The sequence below is a fragment of the Conexibacter sp. DBS9H8 genome, from assembly GCF_023330685.1.
In the GTDB taxonomy this organism is placed as follows: domain Bacteria; phylum Actinomycetota; class Thermoleophilia; order Solirubrobacterales; family Solirubrobacteraceae; genus Palsa-465.
This window is the reverse complement of the sequence record NZ_CP097128.1, coordinates 319,776-334,947: the sequence shown is the minus strand read 5'-3', so window position 1 is coordinate 334,947 and position 15,172 is coordinate 319,776. Positions and strand designations below refer to the sequence as shown.

15 protein-coding genes are annotated in these 15,172 nt (G+C 69.6%); 5 read left to right on the top strand and 10 right to left on the bottom strand.

Annotated features, from left to right (window positions below; genetic code table 11):
- Positions 1-208: 208 nt before the first annotated feature.
- Positions 209-1,183, bottom strand: coding sequence for a ketopantoate reductase family protein (locus M3M55_RS01560; protein WP_249011066.1), 975 nt, complete (start codon positions 1,181-1,183; stop codon positions 209-211).
- 32 nt (positions 1,184-1,215) lie between these two features.
- Positions 1,216-2,088: a formyltetrahydrofolate deformylase gene (gene purU, locus M3M55_RS01555; RefSeq protein WP_249011065.1), complete on the bottom strand. Its 873-nt coding sequence runs from the start codon at positions 2,086-2,088 to the stop codon at positions 1,216-1,218.
- Positions 2,089-2,283: 195 nt separating this feature from the next.
- Here purU and M3M55_RS01550 point away from each other — a divergent pair, with 195 nt between their 5' ends.
- From M3M55_RS01550 to M3M55_RS01540, 3 genes are all read left to right on the top strand, one after another.
- Complete coding sequence (locus tag M3M55_RS01550) at positions 2,284-4,020, top strand: transposase (protein WP_249011064.1); 1,737 nt, start codon at positions 2,284-2,286, stop codon at positions 4,018-4,020.
- Positions 4,021-4,219: 199 nt separating this feature from the next.
- Positions 4,220-5,227, top strand: a complete 1,008-nt coding sequence (locus M3M55_RS01545) for a Gfo/Idh/MocA family protein (RefSeq protein WP_249011063.1) — start codon at positions 4,220-4,222, stop codon at positions 5,225-5,227.
- On the top strand, positions 5,214-6,032 hold the full coding sequence (locus M3M55_RS01540; protein WP_249011062.1) for a DapH/DapD/GlmU-related protein: 819 nt from the start codon (positions 5,214-5,216) through the stop codon (positions 6,030-6,032). The genes M3M55_RS01545 and M3M55_RS01540 overlap by 14 nt, the downstream gene beginning before the upstream one ends.
- 104 nt (positions 6,033-6,136) lie before the next feature.
- Here M3M55_RS01540 and M3M55_RS01535 read toward each other — a convergent pair whose 3' ends face one another.
- From M3M55_RS01535 to dnaB, 3 genes are read right to left on the bottom strand one after another with little or no spacing between them, the layout of a single operon-like run.
- Complete coding sequence (locus M3M55_RS01535; protein WP_249011061.1) at positions 6,137-7,459, bottom strand: adenylosuccinate synthase; 1,323 nt, start codon at positions 7,457-7,459, stop codon at positions 6,137-6,139.
- Between the two features lie 49 nt (positions 7,460-7,508).
- The gene (locus M3M55_RS01530) at positions 7,509-8,234 is read right to left on the bottom strand and encodes an ATP-binding protein (RefSeq protein ID WP_249011060.1); all 726 of its coding nucleotides are present in this window, start codon (positions 8,232-8,234) and stop codon (positions 7,509-7,511) included.
- Positions 8,234-9,595, bottom strand: a complete 1,362-nt coding sequence (gene dnaB, locus M3M55_RS01525) for a replicative DNA helicase (RefSeq protein WP_249011059.1) — start codon at positions 9,593-9,595, stop codon at positions 8,234-8,236. The genes M3M55_RS01530 and dnaB overlap by 1 nt, the downstream gene beginning before the upstream one ends.
- Positions 9,596-9,777: 182 nt before the next feature.
- Between dnaB and M3M55_RS01520 the strand changes: the two genes are divergently transcribed.
- On the top strand, positions 9,778-10,779 hold the full coding sequence (locus M3M55_RS01520) for a YafY family protein (RefSeq protein WP_249011058.1): 1,002 nt from the start codon (positions 9,778-9,780) through the stop codon (positions 10,777-10,779).
- 273 nt (positions 10,780-11,052) lie between these two features.
- Here M3M55_RS01520 and rplI read toward each other — a convergent pair whose 3' ends face one another.
- The 5 genes from rplI to M3M55_RS01495 form a co-directional block, all read right to left on the bottom strand.
- Positions 11,053-11,502, bottom strand: coding sequence for a 50S ribosomal protein L9 (gene rplI, locus M3M55_RS01515; protein ID WP_249011057.1), 450 nt, complete (start codon positions 11,500-11,502; stop codon positions 11,053-11,055).
- Positions 11,503-11,509: 7 nt separating this feature from the next.
- Positions 11,510-11,791 (bottom strand): 30S ribosomal protein S18, encoded by a 282-nt coding sequence (rpsR, locus tag M3M55_RS01510; protein ID WP_256469064.1) that lies wholly within the window; start codon positions 11,789-11,791, stop codon positions 11,510-11,512.
- Positions 11,792-11,885: 94 nt separating this feature from the next.
- Entirely contained in the window at positions 11,886-12,359 is a 474-nt protein-coding gene (locus M3M55_RS01505; RefSeq protein ID WP_249011056.1) for a single-stranded DNA-binding protein, read from the bottom strand.
- 307 nt (positions 12,360-12,666) lie between these two features.
- Complete coding sequence (rpsF, locus tag M3M55_RS01500) at positions 12,667-13,038, bottom strand: 30S ribosomal protein S6 (protein ID WP_249011055.1); 372 nt, start codon at positions 13,036-13,038, stop codon at positions 12,667-12,669.
- A 106-nt stretch (positions 13,039-13,144) separates the two neighbouring features.
- Positions 13,145-14,602, bottom strand: a complete 1,458-nt coding sequence (locus M3M55_RS01495; protein WP_249011054.1) for a trehalose-6-phosphate synthase — start codon at positions 14,600-14,602, stop codon at positions 13,145-13,147.
- A gap of 58 nt (positions 14,603-14,660) precedes the next feature.
- Here M3M55_RS01495 and M3M55_RS01490 point away from each other — a divergent pair, with 58 nt between their 5' ends.
- Positions 14,661-15,137, top strand: a complete 477-nt coding sequence (locus M3M55_RS01490; protein WP_249012435.1) for a cupin domain-containing protein — start codon at positions 14,661-14,663, stop codon at positions 15,135-15,137.
- Positions 15,138-15,172: the final 35 nt, after the last annotated feature.

Genomic DNA, 15,172 nt, shown 5'->3' with positions numbered 1-15,172 from the left:
ACTTCAGGGGCGCGAGGGCGCGCTCGGAGGGCCGGAGGGGCGCCGGGCGGCCTCGTGCCCGCAAGGTCGGGGGGGGTTGAGTGCCCTGAGGGCACGAAAGTCCCCCCGTGCTGGGGGCGGGACCAACGAGGGGGGACAAATGTGTTCCCACGACGCCTTTCTCCCCCGTCGTGGGGGAGAAAGGCGTCGGGGCGGGCGCGGCGGCGGCTCAGACTCCGGCGCGGGCGCGGATCTCCGCCGCAGTGATCCAGCCGGGTCGCCGGCCGGCTCGGCTCGCCTCGTCGATCAGCGCGAGCAGCCGCGTGTTGAGCGGGGCGGGGTGGCCGATGAGGCGCGCCTGGAGGACGATCTCCCCGGTGAGGTAGTCGCTCTCCAGGGAGCGGCCGCGCATCAGCGACTGCCACGTCGAGCCGCCCGCCCGTGGCCGCCCGGCGATCTCCCCGATCCCCTGCCACATGAACCGCTGGGGCTGCAGCTCGGGCTCACGGGGGAGGAAGTCGATGCCGGCGGCACCCAGGACGGACTCCCCCTCCGCGCGGGCGAGGGCGATCAGCTCGCTGAGGCCGTCCGCCCCGACGCCGCACAGCGCCTGGGGAACGTTGGCGAGGTTGTCGATCAGCTTGGCGTACTTGGCGGCCATGATCTGCGGGTTCGGGAGGGAGGCAAAACCGCTGGCGGCGAGCGCATCGGTGACCGCGGAGACCGTCGCGTCCACACCCGTCGGGAAGCGACCGACGTCGATCTTGCCGGTGAGCGGCCCGAGCCCGAAGGCCTGAACGGTGCCGGGCGCGAGGTGGGCGGCCGGAATGAGCACGACCGCCCCGTACACGTCGGCGCAGCGGCGCAGGGCGACCCGTTCGTTCTCGACTCCGTTCTGGAGCAGGACGAGCGGCCCGCCGCCCGGGCGCGCCTCCGCGAGCGCCCCCAGCGCGGCGACGGTGTCCTGGCTCTTGACCGCCAGCAGCACGACGTCAGCGGCGTCGAGTCCGAGCTCGGCTGGGGTTGCGGCGGCGGTGAGCCGGTGCGTGCTGCTCCCCTCGGGCGTCTCGAGCGTCAGCCCCGAGCTGAGCATCGCCTCGAGGTGCGCGCCGCGGGCGATCAGGGCGACGTCATGGCCGCTCTGCTGGAGGCGCACGCCGACGACCCCGCCGACCGCTCCGGCTCCGAAGATGACGAACCGCACCCGCGACAGGGTACCGGCGGCCGCTGCTCAGCTCAGCGCAGAACGACGGTGCGCACGCCGTTGAGGACGACCCGGTTCTCGGTGTGATGGCGCACCGCCCGGGCGAGGGCGCGCGCCTCCACCTCACGGCCGCGGGCGGCGAACTCCTCCGCGCTCATCGCGTGGTCGACCCGTTCGATCTCCTGCTCGATGATCGGACCCTCGTCGAGTTCGGCGGTGACGTAGTGGGCGGTCGCGCCGATCAGCTTGACCCCGCGGGCGTGAGCCTGGTGGTAGGGGCGCGCCCCCTTGAAGCTCGGCAGCATCGAGTGGTGGATGTTGATGACCTGCCCGCTGAGGCGCGCACACAGGTGCGGGGAGAGGATCTGCATGTACCGGGCGAGGACGACGAGCTCGACCGACTCGGCGTCGATCAGGCCCAGCAGGGCCGCCTCCGCCTCCGTCCGGGTCTCCGGGGTGATCGGCAGGTGGTGGAAGGGGATCGTGTGCGAGTCGGCGATCCAGCGCAGGTCCTCGTGGTTGGAGACGACGGCGACGACCTCAAGGTTGAGTTCGCCGACGCTGTTGCGATAGAGGAGGTCGTTGAGGCAGTGCCCCTCCCGGGAGACCATGATCAGCACGCGGCGGCGCTGGGCGGCGTCGAGCAGACGCCAGGTCATCTCATAGCGGGCGGCGATCGTGCCGAACGCCGCGGCGAGGTGCGCAAGGGCGAGCGGGCCGCCCGCGGCGGCACCGAAGCGGACGCGCATGAAGAACGTGCCGGTGTCAGGGTCGTTGAACTGCTGGGCCTCGACGATCGTGCCGCCGTGTTCGAGGATGAACCCGGAGACGGCGTGGACGATCCCGACCGTGTCCGGACAGGAGAGGGTGAGCACGCCGTGGGTGCCGGTGCTGATCGTGTCCATCGCCGGTCCAAGCATGCCAGGGTCGCCCCGCCCTAGGAGTTTGGTGTTTTTCGGGCTTGGGACAGGGGGAGAGCTGAAGCTCTCCTGAAGGTTGTCTCCGACGAAGACGGCCGCTGCGCGGCCTCCTGCTGTGCCTGAGAACTGGGTCGTTGGGCGGCCTTGGGTCTGTCCGAGCCTCAAGTCAAACTTGAGGGTATGAGTCTTGGTGTTTCTCCTCGCCAGCCGGACCTGTTCGCGACGACCACCAGCTTCTGTGAGAGCCGGATCGCGGCGGACTCGATCTACGGGCTGTTGCACCGTGAGTGCTTTGAGCTGTTCCCGGATGAGATGTTCGCGGACCTGTTCACCAAGGTTGGGCGCAGGTCGGTGCCGCCGATGATCGTCGCGGTCGTGATGGTCCTCCAGCGACTGGAGGGCTGTTCAGATCGTGAAGCGGTTGACCGGTTCGCTTATGACTTGCGGTGGAAGTACGCGGCGGGCGGCCTGGATTTCGACTATCCGGGGTTCGTGCACACGGTGCTGGTCGATATGCGCGCCAGGCTCGCAGCGTCTGAGAAGCCGGATCGGGTGTTCGAGGTCACGCTCGCTGCGGCGAAGCAGGCGGGGTTGGTCGGGCGCCGGCGGGTGTTGGACTCAACCGCTCTGTTTGATGCGGTCGCGACGATGGACACCGTCACTTTGATCCGCTCCGCGATCCGCGGAGTGCTCGCAGCCGCCGATCCGTCGTTGGAGGCCGGGTTGCGGGCGGTGCTGACGCGTGATGATGAGTACCGGTCTGCCGGCAAGCCGGTGTGTGATTGGGACGATCGCTCGGCACGCGAGGAACTCGTCGACGCGCTCGCCCGGGACGCGCGGGCGTTGCTGGCTGTGTTGGACGGACTGGAGCTTGAGCCGGTCTTGGAGAAGGCTGGTGAGTTGCTCGCGACGGTCGTTGGCCAGGACCTCGAGACCGATCAGGACGGCCGGTTCCGGATCGCCCGCAAGGTAGCGAAAGACCGGGTGATCTCAACGGTCGATCCGGACGCCCGGCATGGGCACAAGACCGCCGCGCGCGGGTTTGACGGTTACAAAGGCCATGTCGCGATCGACCCCGACTCAGAAGTAATCGTCGCTACGCACGTGAGCGCCGGGAACGTTGGAGACGCTTCGGCGGTCGCTGACCTACTCGCCCAAGACCTCCCCGCCGAGACCGCCGAGACCGCCGAGACTGCCGAGACCGCCGAGACCGCCGAGACCGCCGAGACCGCCGAGACCGCCGAGACCGCCGAGACCGCCGAGACCGCCGAGACCGCCGAGACCGCCGAGACCGCCGAGACCGCCGAGACCGCCGAGACCGCCGAGACCGCCGAGACCGCCGAGATGGTCGAGCCGTTGACTGTCTATGGCGACAGTGCTTATGGGACCGGCGCGGTGCTGGACACGCTGGAGCAGGCCGGCGTCCAGACGTTCTGCAAGACCCAGCCGCCCAGAGCGCCTGGCGGCCGGTTCCCGAAGACCGTGTTCCAGGTCGATCTGGACGCCGGCACGGTCACCTGCCCGGCCGATCACACCGTCGTCCTGCGGAAGCTCAAGAGCGGGCAAGTCGCCCGGTTCGGGAAGTTCTGTGCCGGCTGTCCGCTCGCCGCCCAGTGCACTGCCAGCCGGAAAGGACGCAGCATCCACCTCGGCCACCACGAACACCAACTCGCCGCCGCTCGCGCCCAGCAAACCGATCCGGCGTGGCGGGCTGATTACAGGCAGACCCGCCCGAAGGTCGAACGCAAGATCGCGCATCTGATGCGCCGCAAGCACGGCGGTCGTCGCGCCCGGGTGCGTGGCAGCACCAAGGTCGCCGCGGACTTCTCACTCCTCGCCGCCGCTGTGAACCTCGCCCGCCTCAGCGTGCTCGGACTTGACCGCCAACCCGGCGGATGGATACTCAGCACAACCTGAAACACGATCCGCAGACGCCCAGGACTGCCCAACCGGCCCAGGACGGCGCCTACGGCCAGTTAAAGCCGGCGTCCCGTCTCCGACGCGCAGCAAAAGGCCGCGCAGCGGCCGGCCTTCGTCAGAGACAACATCAGGGAGAGCTCCGCTCTCCCTCCTTCAAAAGCCCAGTTCGACACCAGCCTTCTAGACTGGCCCGCGAATGCCGACCGACACGCCCGTACGCATCGGAGTCGCCGGACTGGGCTACTGGGGCCCGAACCTCGCTCGCAACTTCGCCGGCCTTCCCGATGCGGAGCTCGTCTGGCTCTGTGACGGCTCCGAGGCGGCGCGCGCCCGCGCCGCCCTCGCCCACCCCGGTGTCGCGGTCACCGCGAACCTCGAGGATCTGCTCGCCGACGACAGCCTCGACGCGATCGCGCTCGCCACCCCGGTACCCAGTCACGCCGAGCTCGCCATCGCGGTCCTGGAGGCGGGTAAACACTGCTTTGTCGAGAAGCCGATCGCCCAGTCGGTCGCCGACGCCGAGCGGGTACTCGCGGCCGCGCAGCGGTCGGGCCGGACCGTGATGGTCGGACACCTGCTCGAATATCACCCGGGGGTGACCCGGCTCAAGGAGCTCGCCGACGCCGGTGAGCTCGGTGACCTCTACTACATCTACGGTAACCGGCTCAACCTCGGCAAGCTGCGAGCGGACGAGAACGCGCTGTGGTCTCTCGGCGCCCATGACGTCTCGGTCGTGCTGTCCCTCGTCGGCGAGGAGCCGGCCGAGGTCGTCGCCCACGGCGAATCCTATGTCCGGCCCGGGGTCGAGGACGTCGTCTTCTGCTTCCTGCGCTTCCCGTCGGGACTCTCGGCGCACCTGCACCTCTCCTGGCTCGACCCGCACAAGGAACGGCGCTTCACCGTTGTCGGCTCGCGGCGGATGGCGACCTTCGACGACATGGCTCTGGAGGGCAAGCTCACCCTCTATGACAAGGGCTTTGACGAGAACGCCCAGGGCTACGGCGAATACATCACGCGCTCGGGCGACATCTTCGCCCCGCGGCTGCCGGCCGCTGAGCCGCTGCGCCTCGAGTGCCGGCACTTCATCGAGTCGATTCGCAACGGCACGGTCCCCCGCTCTGACGGCCGGTCCGGCCTGCGGGTCGTGCGCGTGCTCGAGGCGCTGCAGGCCTCCCTCGACCGCTCCCGGCGTGGCCAGGCCTGAGATCGCCGCCGGGGCGGTCGTCGATCCGACGGCGGTCCTCGGCGCCGGCGTCCAAGTCGGGCCGGGTGCGGTGATCGGAGCCGGGGTGGTCCTTGCCGACGGCGTCGAGATCGGCGCCCGTGTTGTCCTCGACACCGGGGTGGCGGTCGGGGCGGGGGCGATCGTCGATCCCGGCGCGGTGATCCTCGCGGGCGTGTCGCTCGGGACGGCGGTACGTGTCGAGCCGACGGCGGTCCTCGGCAAGCGCCCGCGGCTGCGCGGGGGCTCCTCAGCGGCGGGTCTCCAACTCGGGGAGCTGATCGTCGAGGCGGAGGCGACGATCTGTGCCGGCGCGGTCGTCTACGCGGGTGCTCACATCGGCGTCGGGGCGATCATCGGCGACCAGGCCCAGGTGCGGGAGCAGGCCCGGGTTGGTTCCGCCGCAGTGATCGGCCGCGGGTCATGTGTCGACTTCGGCGCCCAGGTCGGGGCGCGGGTGTCGATCCAGACGGGGGTGTACGTGACGAGCGGCGCGGTCCTCGAGGAGGACGTCTTCCTCGGTCCTGGAGTGCTGATGACCAACGATGACAGCATGGGCCGGCACCCGCGCGGGATCGGTCTCGTCGCCCCGGTCGTGCGCCGGGCCGCCCGGGTCGGTGGCGGCGTCGTCCTCGTGCCCGGGGTCGAGGTCGGCGCGGAAGCGTTCATCGGTGCTGGGGCGGTGATCACCCGGGACGTGCCGGCGCGCGCACGGGTGGTGGGGATCCCCGGCCGGGTCGTCGGTGAGGTTGCTGACGGCGAGCTGATCGAGCACTGGCGACGCTGAGCGGACTCCGCGTTCACGCACGGACGACCCTCCAGCCACTCGGCGCCAGAGGGCTCTGGCGCGGACCCGGTGTCGGGTGGTTCCGTGAGGCGGGGTGAGCCCTGTCAGCCCGCGAGGGCGGCGGTGCTGCCCGCGTGGGTGGCGGCGCCCGCCTTGGTCCAGATCACCTCGTCCCGCCCGGGGCCGACGCCGATCAGGGCGATCGGCACCTTGACGAACTCCTCAATGAAGCGCAGGTAGTCGCGGGCGGCTTGGGGCAGTTCGTCCTCGGAGCGACAGGCGGAGATGTCCTCCTCCCAGCCGGGCAGCTCCTGGTAGATGCCGGAGGCGTGGTGCAGAACGGTCTGGTGGTAGGGGAAGTGGTCGAACTCGGCGTCCTCGGGGCCGCGGTAGGCGGTGGCGACGAGGAGACGCTCCTGCCCGGAGAGGACGTCGAGCTTGGTCAGGGCGAGCGCGGTCAGCGAGTTGATCCGGGCCGCGTAGCGGAGGGCGACCAGGTCGAGCCAGCCGACCCTCCGTTCCCGTCCGGTCGTCGTCCCGTACTCGTGGCCCCGCTCGCGCAGGTCGGCGGCCATCGGCCCGTCGAGCTCGGTCGGGAACGGGCCGGCCCCGACACGGGTCGAGTACGCCTTGGTGATGCCCCAGATCTCATCGATGTCCTTGGGGCCGACCCCGGCGCCGATGCAGGCCGAGCCGGCGATCGGGTTCGAGGAGGTGACGAAGGGATAGGTGCCGTGGTCGATGTCGAGCAGGGTGCCCTGGGCTCCCTCGAAGAGCACCATCTCACCGCGGTCGAGGTGGTCACAGACGAGCTTGGAGGTGTCGGTGATGTACTGCTTGATCCGGTGGCCGTAGGTGAGGTACTCCTCGGTCATCGTCTGCAGGTCCAGCTGGGGATCCTTGGCGAAGTCCCGCAGCCCGAGCCGCTTGGGCTCGAGGGCGGCGACGATCTTCTTCTTGAGGATCTTCTCGTCGAGGAGGTCCTGGACCCGGATCCCGAGGCGCGCGGCCTTGTCCGCGTAACAGGGGCCGATCCCGCGGCGGGTCGTCCCGATCTCGAGCTTGCCGAGGCGCATCTCCCCGGCGTGGTCGAGGAGCATGTGGTAGGGCATGATCAGATGGGCGTTGGCGGAGATCCGCAGCGCGCCCGTGTCGACGCCGCGCCGGCGCAGTTCGTCGAGCTCGTCGGTGAGCACCTTCGGGTCGATCACCACGCCGTTGCCGATCACGCACAGCTTGTTCGGGTGAAGGATCCCCGAGGGCATCAGGTGGAGCTTCCAGGTCTCCCCGTTGCGAACGATCGTGTGGCCGGCGTTGTTGCCGCCCTGGAAGCGGACGACGACGTCCGCCCCCTCGGCGAGGAGGTCGGTGATCTTGCCCTTACCCTCGTCACCCCACTGGGCGCCGATGATGACCAGTCCTGGCATGCCCCTCAGTGTATGCGGCGCGTCCGCGTGAGCGCGGGACGGGGTCGGCTCAGCGGAGAAACCCCGGACGGGCGACCGGTTCGGCGTCCTGCCGGTCGGGCAGGCCGACGTCGAGGCGGTGATCCTCGCCCATCAGCGGCAGCTCGTCACACATCTCCGTCAGTCGCGACACGGTCCGCTCGGTGATCTGCTCACAGAGGGTCTCCCGGTCGAGGATGTTCGTCGTGATCACGATCGACTTGCGTTCCTCATAGCGGGCGTTGACGATCGAGTAGAGCTCCTCGAGCACCCACGGCGTCGTCTGCTCGGCGCCGATGTCATCGATGTGGAGGAGGTCGACGGCGGTGAGGCGTTCGAGGAGATCGTTGTGGTCGCCGGTGTCGAAGGTCTTGCGGATCTGGGAGAGCAGCCCGGGCAGCGAGTAGCGAGCCGCCGACCGCCCGGCCGTCAGCGCCGCCTGGGTGACGAGCATCGCCAGCGTCGTCTTGCCGGTCCCGACCGGGCCCATGAACCAGAGCCCGCGTCCCTGGGTGAGGTTGTCCTCGATTCGGTCACAGAAGCGGCGGGTGGCCGTGACGATCGCCGAGTCGATCTCCGTCACCGGGTAGCGGTCAAAGCCGATGTCCCGGTAGCGAGCGGGGATCACCGCCGACAGCGAGCGGGCCTTGACCCGGGCGATCACCTGGGGTCGGCAGCGGCAGTCATACACGGTGCGGGTGGCCTCATCGACGATCAGACCCGACCCGTCACAGGCGTCGAAGGGGCAGCGGGCCATCAGCCCTCGAACCGGGGTCCGGCGTAGTTCATGAACCGCGGATAGTCCCCCTGGAAGGTGAGGGTGAGCTCACCGACGGATCCGTTGCGGTGCTTGGCGATGATGATGTCGGCCTCTCCTGCCCGGGTGGAGGTCTCGCGGTTGTAGTACTCGTCCCGGTAGATGAACATGACGAGGTCTGCGTCCTGCTCGATCTGACCGGATTCCCGCAGGTCCGAGAGGATCGGCTTCTTGTCTCCCGCACGCTGCTCGACCCCGCGGGAGAGCTGGGAGAGGGCGATGACCGGCACCTTCAGCTCGCGGGCGAGCGACTTCAGTCCGCGGGAGATCTGGCCGACCTGCTCGACTCGGCTCTCGATCCGTCCTTCGTGGCGCATCAGCTGCAGGTAGTCGATCACGATCAGCCCGAGGCCGCCCTTGTCCTGGAGCTGCTGGTGCAGCCGCCGGCACTTGGAGCGGATCTCGAGCATCCCGGTGTCGGATGAGTCGTCGACGAACAGGTCGGTGGCCCCGAGGCGCTGGCAGGCCTCAAGGATCTTCGGCCAGCGGCTGTCGGGCACCTTGCCGCGGCGGAGGTCGTCCCCCTTGGTCGAGGACTGCGAGGCGACGAAGCGCTGGGCGAGCTCGGACTCGGACATCTCGAGTGAGAACAGCGCGACCGGGTAGCCGGCGAGGGCGGCGTTCTCGGCAATGTTGCAGACGAGTGCGGACTTGCCCATCGACGGTCGCGCGGCGAGGATGATCAGATTGCCGGGCTGGAACCCGCCGGTGCGCTCGTCGAGGTCGCGGAAGCCGGATGGGGTGCCGGTGAGCGCGCTCTTCTGGGTCGTCCGTTCGTGCAGCCGCTCGGTCTCCTCGTCGAGGATCGCCTCGACCCGGCGGATCGACCGCTGACGCTCGTCCCCGACGATGTCGAGGATCCGCCGTTCGGTCTGGGCGATCAGCTCCGCGGCGGAGGCCTCGCGGTTCTGGACGGCGGCGATCGACTGGTGGCTCGCCTCGAGCAACGCACGCATCTGGGCCTGCTCGCGGACGATCCGGCCGTACTCGGCGGCGTGGCCGCTTGCGGGCACCCAGGCGGCGAGCTCCTCGACCATCTGGGTGCCGCCGAGCTCGGACAGCTGGCCGTTCTGCTCGAGCAGCTCCGACACCGTGAGATGGTCGATCTTGCCGTCCCGGTTGTACAGGCTCAGCATCGCGCCGTAGACGGCCCGGTGCTCGGGGAGGTAGAAGTGCTCAGGTTTGAGCTGGAGATCGACGAGCGCGAACATGTGGCGGTCATCGAGCAGGATCGCCCCGAGCACCGACTTCTCGGCGGTGAGATTGTGGGGCGGGAGACTGCTCGGGATCGTCGCGCTCATGCCAGGCACGTCAACATAGCTCGCTCCCAGGCGGACCCGCCGGGGCTTGCCGCAAGCTCCGGGGTTTGCCTCTCGGCCGGCGGGGAGGCGGTGGCGCCGCGCGGGTGGGGAGCCTCGACCGGCAGCGCGTGTCCGGCCGATCGAGGACCGTTGCTGTCCGCATTGAATGGGAGAGTGTGGATGTGATCGAGACGTCGGCTCGCCTGCTTGCACTGCTCGCCCTCCTGCAGCTGCGGCGAGAGTGGACCGGCGCCGAGCTCGCCGCCCGTCTCGAGGTCGGACCGCGGACGATCCGGCGCGACATCGACAAGCTGCGCCGGCTCGGCTATCCGGTGGAGGCCGCCCCGGGAGTGGCCGGCGGTTACCGGCTCGGAGCCGGAGCGGACCTGCCGCCGCTCCTGCTCGACGATCAGGAGGCGATCGCCGTTGCCGTCGGACTGCGGACTGCCGCGGCCGGCCAGGTGGCCGGCATCGAGGAGACGTCGGTCCGCGCGCTCGCCAAACTCGAACAGCTGATGCCCGACCGCCTCCGCCGACGGGTCAGCGCGCTCAGCCAGTCGACCTCGGCCTTCAGCCTCGACGGTCCGCGGATCGATCCGGACGTGCTCGTCGGGCTCGCGGCCGCCTGCCGGGACGGGATGCGGGTGCGCTTCGGCTATCTCAGCCGGTCTGAGCGGGCGACCGTCCGGCTCGTCGACCCGGCCGCCGTCGTCTTCAGCGGTCACCGCTGGTATCTGCTCGCCTTTGACCTCGACCGCGACGACTGGCGAACCTTCCGCCTGGACCGGATCACCTCCCAGCTCCGCCACGACGGCCGGGCCGTGCGCCGCACCCCTCCGGGTGGGGATGCGGCCGCCTTTGTCCAACGTCAGCTGCGCCGCCACCGGGAGGGGGAGGAGGCGCCCGCGGGCCGGATCCGCCTCCATGCGCCCGTGGCGGAGATCCGTCCCCGGCTCCCCGCAGGGGCGGTCACCGTCGAGGCCGACGGAGAGGACACCTGCATCGTCACCACCGTCGGCCCCTGGAGCGGTCGCTTCCTTGTCTGGGCCGCACTGCTGGACGTCGAGCTCGAGCTGCTCGGACCGCCCGGGCTGCTCGCCGCCGCCGCGCGGGTCCACGCCGGGCTGGCGCCGCGTCACGGTCCGGCTGGCCCCCCGGCTGACGGTGGCCCCCTGCGCTGGTGATGAGGGGGCCGGCCTGCAGGGGTCGGTCGGGCTGACCCCCGCCCCACGCCGGACCGCTCTGGCCCCGCGCGCTCGTGTCGCGGCGCCAGAGTGGATCGGTGAGGCGGCCCGCGCCTGGCCCGACCGCCTCAACCGGCTCGAGCGCGCCGTCGAGGCCGGTCCGTCGTCATGACGGTGCTCGGTCGTTGGCGAGCGGGTCCGCGGAGCCGCTCGACCGCCGGAGGACGGTGACGTGGCCCGGACGGACCACGTCACCCCGACCGGCGGCCGTCGCTAGGCGGCGACGACCATCGTCTTGACAGACGCCTGGACGTTCTCGGCAACCTCAACGGTCACCTGGTAGGTGCCGACGCTCTTGATCGGGTCAGAGAGCTGCACGCGGCGACGGTCGACCCGCAGGCCCCGCGCCTCACGGATCGCGTCCGCAATGTCCTGGGTCGTGACCGAGCCGAAGAGCCGACCGTCGTCGCCGGCCTGTTGGGGGATCGTCAGCACCGTCTTGGAGAGCGTGTTGGCGATCTCCCGGGCCTTCTCGATCGCCTCACGGGCGGCACGCTCAGCCGCCTCGCGGCGTAGGGCCGCCTGTGCGATCGCCGCCTTCGTCGCGGTCTCGGCCAGCTTCCGCGGTGCGAGGTAGTTGCGCATGTAGCCGTCGGAGACCTCGACGACGGCTCCCTTCTCACCGAGGTCCTTGATGTCCTGGAGCAGGATTGCCTGGGGCATCTCGAGGCTACCGGTCGCGGTCGCGGTCGCGGTCGCGGTCGCGATCGCCCCGGCCGCCACGGTGGTCAGAGCCGCCCTCAGCGACGTAGGGCAGAAGAGCGAGCTCGCGAGCCCGCTTGACCGCCCGGGCGACCTGGCTCTGGTGGCGCCGGCAGGCGCCGGTCATCCGCCGGGAGCGGATCTTGCCGCGGTCGGAGATGAAGCGGCGCAGGGCCGAGACGTCCTTGTAGTCGACCTGGTCGACCTTGTCGCGGCAGTAGGGGCACGGCTTGCGCCGGGTGGAGGTCAGTCCGCCCTTCCTGTCGCGCCGGCGAACCGGCCTTCTACGTTGCTTTGCCACTTGGCCTCACCTGTTGGGGGTCAATCTCAGTTGTCTTCGCGGCCTAGAACGGAATGTCGTCCTCGGCTGCCGAGCCGGAGCCGACGGAGGCAGAGACGAAGTCAGCGGTGTCGACGGGAATGTCGCTCTCCACCGCGCGGACGCTGGAGGAGAAGCCGTTCCCGTTGCCGCCGGAGGCGTCGTCACGCCCGCCGAGGAACTGCACGGTCTCAGCGATGATATCCACTGTCTGGCGCTTGTTCCCCTCTTTGTCGGTCCACTCGCGCCATTGCAGGCGTCCGTCGACGGCGACGGGCCGTCCCTTGGTGAGGTATCGGGCGCAGTTCTCGCCCTGAGCGCCGAACACGCTGACGTCGAAGTAGTTGGGCACGTCGACCCACTGACCGTCGCCGGTCTTGCGCCGCCCGTTGACCGCCAGCCGCAGCCCGCAGACCGGCGTGTTGCCGGCCGCGCGCAGTTCGGGGTCGCGGGTGAGGTTGCCGGTGAGGATCACCCGATTGATGTTGGAGCCTGCCATCTGTCCTGTCCTTTCGATCGCCTGTCAGCGACTATAAGTGCGCATCAGGCGGCCTCAGGGGGTCGGCTGGGAAACTGACGCACGATCGTGAAAAAGTCGTTTCAGGTCCGTCACGATCGACACGATCTGGCGCGTCGATCCGGTCCTCGGACAAGCCGGCGGGCCCTGCGACCGGGTGACGGCGACCGCGGGCGGGCGACCGCGGGCGGGACGACGAGAAGCCGGTACGCGAGGGCCACAACGCGGGAGACGCCGATCTGCCGAGGACACGGGGGCGCCGCCGCTCTGAGCGACCGGCGCGAGCGGGCTACTCGTTGTCGTCGGAGACGCCGGCGGCGCCGACGATGACCGGCGGAGCGGCGTCGGGTGCCGGGGGGGTGCCGCGCAGCACCTTGATGATCCGAAACCGCAGGACGTCGTCAGAGATGCTGAGGTTGTGCTGGAGGTCTTCGAGCAGGGCAGTCGGACCGGTGAACTGGAGGAGGTGGTACTCGGCCTCGGACTGGTGGTCGATCGGGAACGCGGTGGGCCGCTGTCCCCACTCCTGGTTGCGTTCGACGCTGCCGCCGGCCGTCGTGATCGCAGCCTCGACATCAGCGAGCACCTTGGCCCGGGCGGCTTGATCGCTCTTGGCCGAGAGCAGCAGGACGAGGTCGTAGAGAGTTGGTTCTGAAGGCATGTGAAGAGGGCCGGTCACGCACGGGAAGGCGGGAGGCCGGGCGGGGAGCGAATATAGCAACGGTGCTCCGGTGCTCCGGTGCGCCCGTGACTCGGCGCGGAGCGGATCAGGGCCGGCTGGCCCCGGCGCGCTTGCGCTCGATGTCGGCGAGCTGCTCGTCGATCCACTGCCCGGGATGGCGGGAGCGGATGTTCGCCTGCAGGCCGGCGAGGCGGTTGGCCCGCTCGGCCTGGGGCATCGTCAGGGCGGCGTGGATGCTGTCGGCGAGCTCCTGGATGTCGAAGGGGTTGACCGACAGCGCATGCTCGCCGAGCTCCTCGTGGGCTCCCGTGTTCTCGGACAGGATCGAGACGCCGTTGCGTTCGTTGACCATCGGGCCCTCCTTGGCGACGAGGTTCATCCCGTCGAACATGGCGTTGACCATCAGGACGTCGTAATGCTTGTAGGCGGCGACGGCCTCCTCGAGGTCGTCCCGGAGCTTGAGCTGGATCGGCATCCAGTCCGGCGAGCCGTGGCGGTGGTTGACGATCGCGACGACCGCCTCGATCCGCTCGAGGTACTCCGCGTACTCGGGGACGTCGGTGCGCGACGGCATCAGCTGGGCGATGAAGGTGATCTTCTCGCGGAACTCCGGGTGCTGCTCGAGGAAGACGTCGAAGGCGGAGAAGCCGCGCAGGATGTTCTTGGAGAGGTCGGCACGGTCGACGCGCAGAATGAGATGTTCGCGACGACGGCGCAGCAGTTCGGCCTCGAACTCGGCGACCCGGGGGCGGGCGGCGACGGCGACGATCGCGTCGGGGTCGATCGGGAGGGGGTAGTGGCGCACCCACACCTCCCGGTCGTCGACGCGGACGACCCCGCCGTCGTGGTCGACGTCGAGTCCGAGCAGGTCCTCGCAGCATTGGAGGAAGTTGCGGCGGTAGGACCAGGTGTGGAAGCCGATGATGTCGTTGGAGAGGATGCCGCGGTAGATCTCCTCGCGGATGAAGGAGGGGAGCACGCGCCAGGAGTCCGACTGGCTCCAGGGGATGTGGACGAAGTGGTGGAGGAAGACGTCGGGGCGGGCGCGGCGGATGAGCCCCGGGAGGGTGTAGAGGTGGTAGTCGTGCACCATCACGATCGGGTGATCGGTGTCCTGCACCTCCGCGAGGGCGGCGCGGGCGAGGTCCTCGTTGACGACGTTGTAGCCGAACTCGAAGGCCTCGGTCTCGTGGCGGCGGATGTCCGGCGCGTTAGAGAGGTCCCACAGATAGTGCTGGATGAACCACAGCATCGGGTTGGCGATGATGTTGTAGAAGTGGTCGTAGGCGTCGGGATCGGAGGCGACGAGCTTGACGAGGTACTGGTGTCCCTCCGCCGTCGTGACGGGGAACGGCCGCCCGCCGTGGCGATCGGCCATCGCAAGGTCCCCGTCGGTCATCGCGGAGGCGATCCAGGCGATCTCGCGGTGGGTTGCGAGCCCGATCAGCGCGGTGACGAGCCCGCCGGTGCCGCGGCGAAAGGTGCCGTCGTCGGCGAAGGTGACCGGGCCACGGTTGGAGACGAGGACGAGCGGGGCGGGCACCTCAGGCACCTTATTTGATTCCGTCCGGTACGTGTTCGAACATGCGTTCGTGAGTGAGATGAACGTTTTCTCCAGTTCCTTTCCCTTGGACCCAGATGGCCCGCCGGGGTGGGCGGCCGCGGCATTGGAGGTCGGCCGGAGCGCCGGGGGGCGTGAGCTCGTGGTGCGGGCCTTCGAGATCATGCCCGGAGCTCATCTCTGCCCCTACCACTACGAATACGTCGAGGAGTGGTTGCTCGTGCTCACCGGCGAGGTGAGTGTGCGTCGCCCCGCCGGCATCGTCGCGCTCGTTGCGGGTGCAGTGATGTGCTTTCCCGCCGGGCCGTCCGGCGCCCACCAGGTGTCCAACACGCACGGTGAGGTCCCTGCGCGGGTCCTTATGTTCTCGCGGGACGGGGATCCGGTGGTCTGCGTCTATCCCGACAGTGACAAGCTCGCAGTGTTCAATCGCGCCGTGAAGGAGGACGAGCTGATGGTGCGGCGCTCGGACCCCGGCAGCCACCTCGATTACTTCGACGGGGAGGTGATGGGGTGAGGGTCGATCGCGGCCATGTGTCTGGGTGAGAGTGG

Bases quoted from the DNA above. Each gene is read 5' to 3' on its own strand.
- purU (WP_249011065.1), bottom strand. From the start codon at position 2,088: ATGGACACGATCAGCACCGGCACCCACGGCGTGCTCACCCTCTCCTGT.
- M3M55_RS01550 (WP_249011064.1), top strand. From the start codon at position 2,284: ATGAGTCTTGGTGTTTCTCCTCGCCAGCCGGACCTGTTCGCGACGACC.
- M3M55_RS01545 (WP_249011063.1), top strand. From the start codon at position 4,220: ATGCCGACCGACACGCCCGTACGCATCGGAGTCGCCGGACTGGGCTAC.
- M3M55_RS01535 (WP_249011061.1), bottom strand. From the start codon at position 7,459: ATGCCAGGACTGGTCATCATCGGCGCCCAGTGGGGTGACGAGGGTAAG.
- M3M55_RS01530 (WP_249011060.1), bottom strand. From the start codon at position 8,234: ATGGCCCGCTGCCCCTTCGACGCCTGTGACGGGTCGGGTCTGATCGTC.
- dnaB (WP_249011059.1), bottom strand. From the start codon at position 9,595: ATGAGCGCGACGATCCCGAGCAGTCTCCCGCCCCACAATCTCACCGCC.
- rplI (WP_249011057.1), bottom strand. From the start codon at position 11,502: ATGCCCCAGGCAATCCTGCTCCAGGACATCAAGGACCTCGGTGAGAAG.
- M3M55_RS01505 (WP_249011056.1), bottom strand. From the start codon at position 12,359: ATGGCAGGCTCCAACATCAATCGGGTGATCCTCACCGGCAACCTCACC.
- rpsF (WP_249011055.1), bottom strand. From the start codon at position 13,038: ATGCCTTCAGAACCAACTCTCTACGACCTCGTCCTGCTGCTCTCGGCC.
- M3M55_RS01490 (WP_249012435.1), top strand. From the start codon at position 14,661: ATGAACGTTTTCTCCAGTTCCTTTCCCTTGGACCCAGATGGCCCGCCG.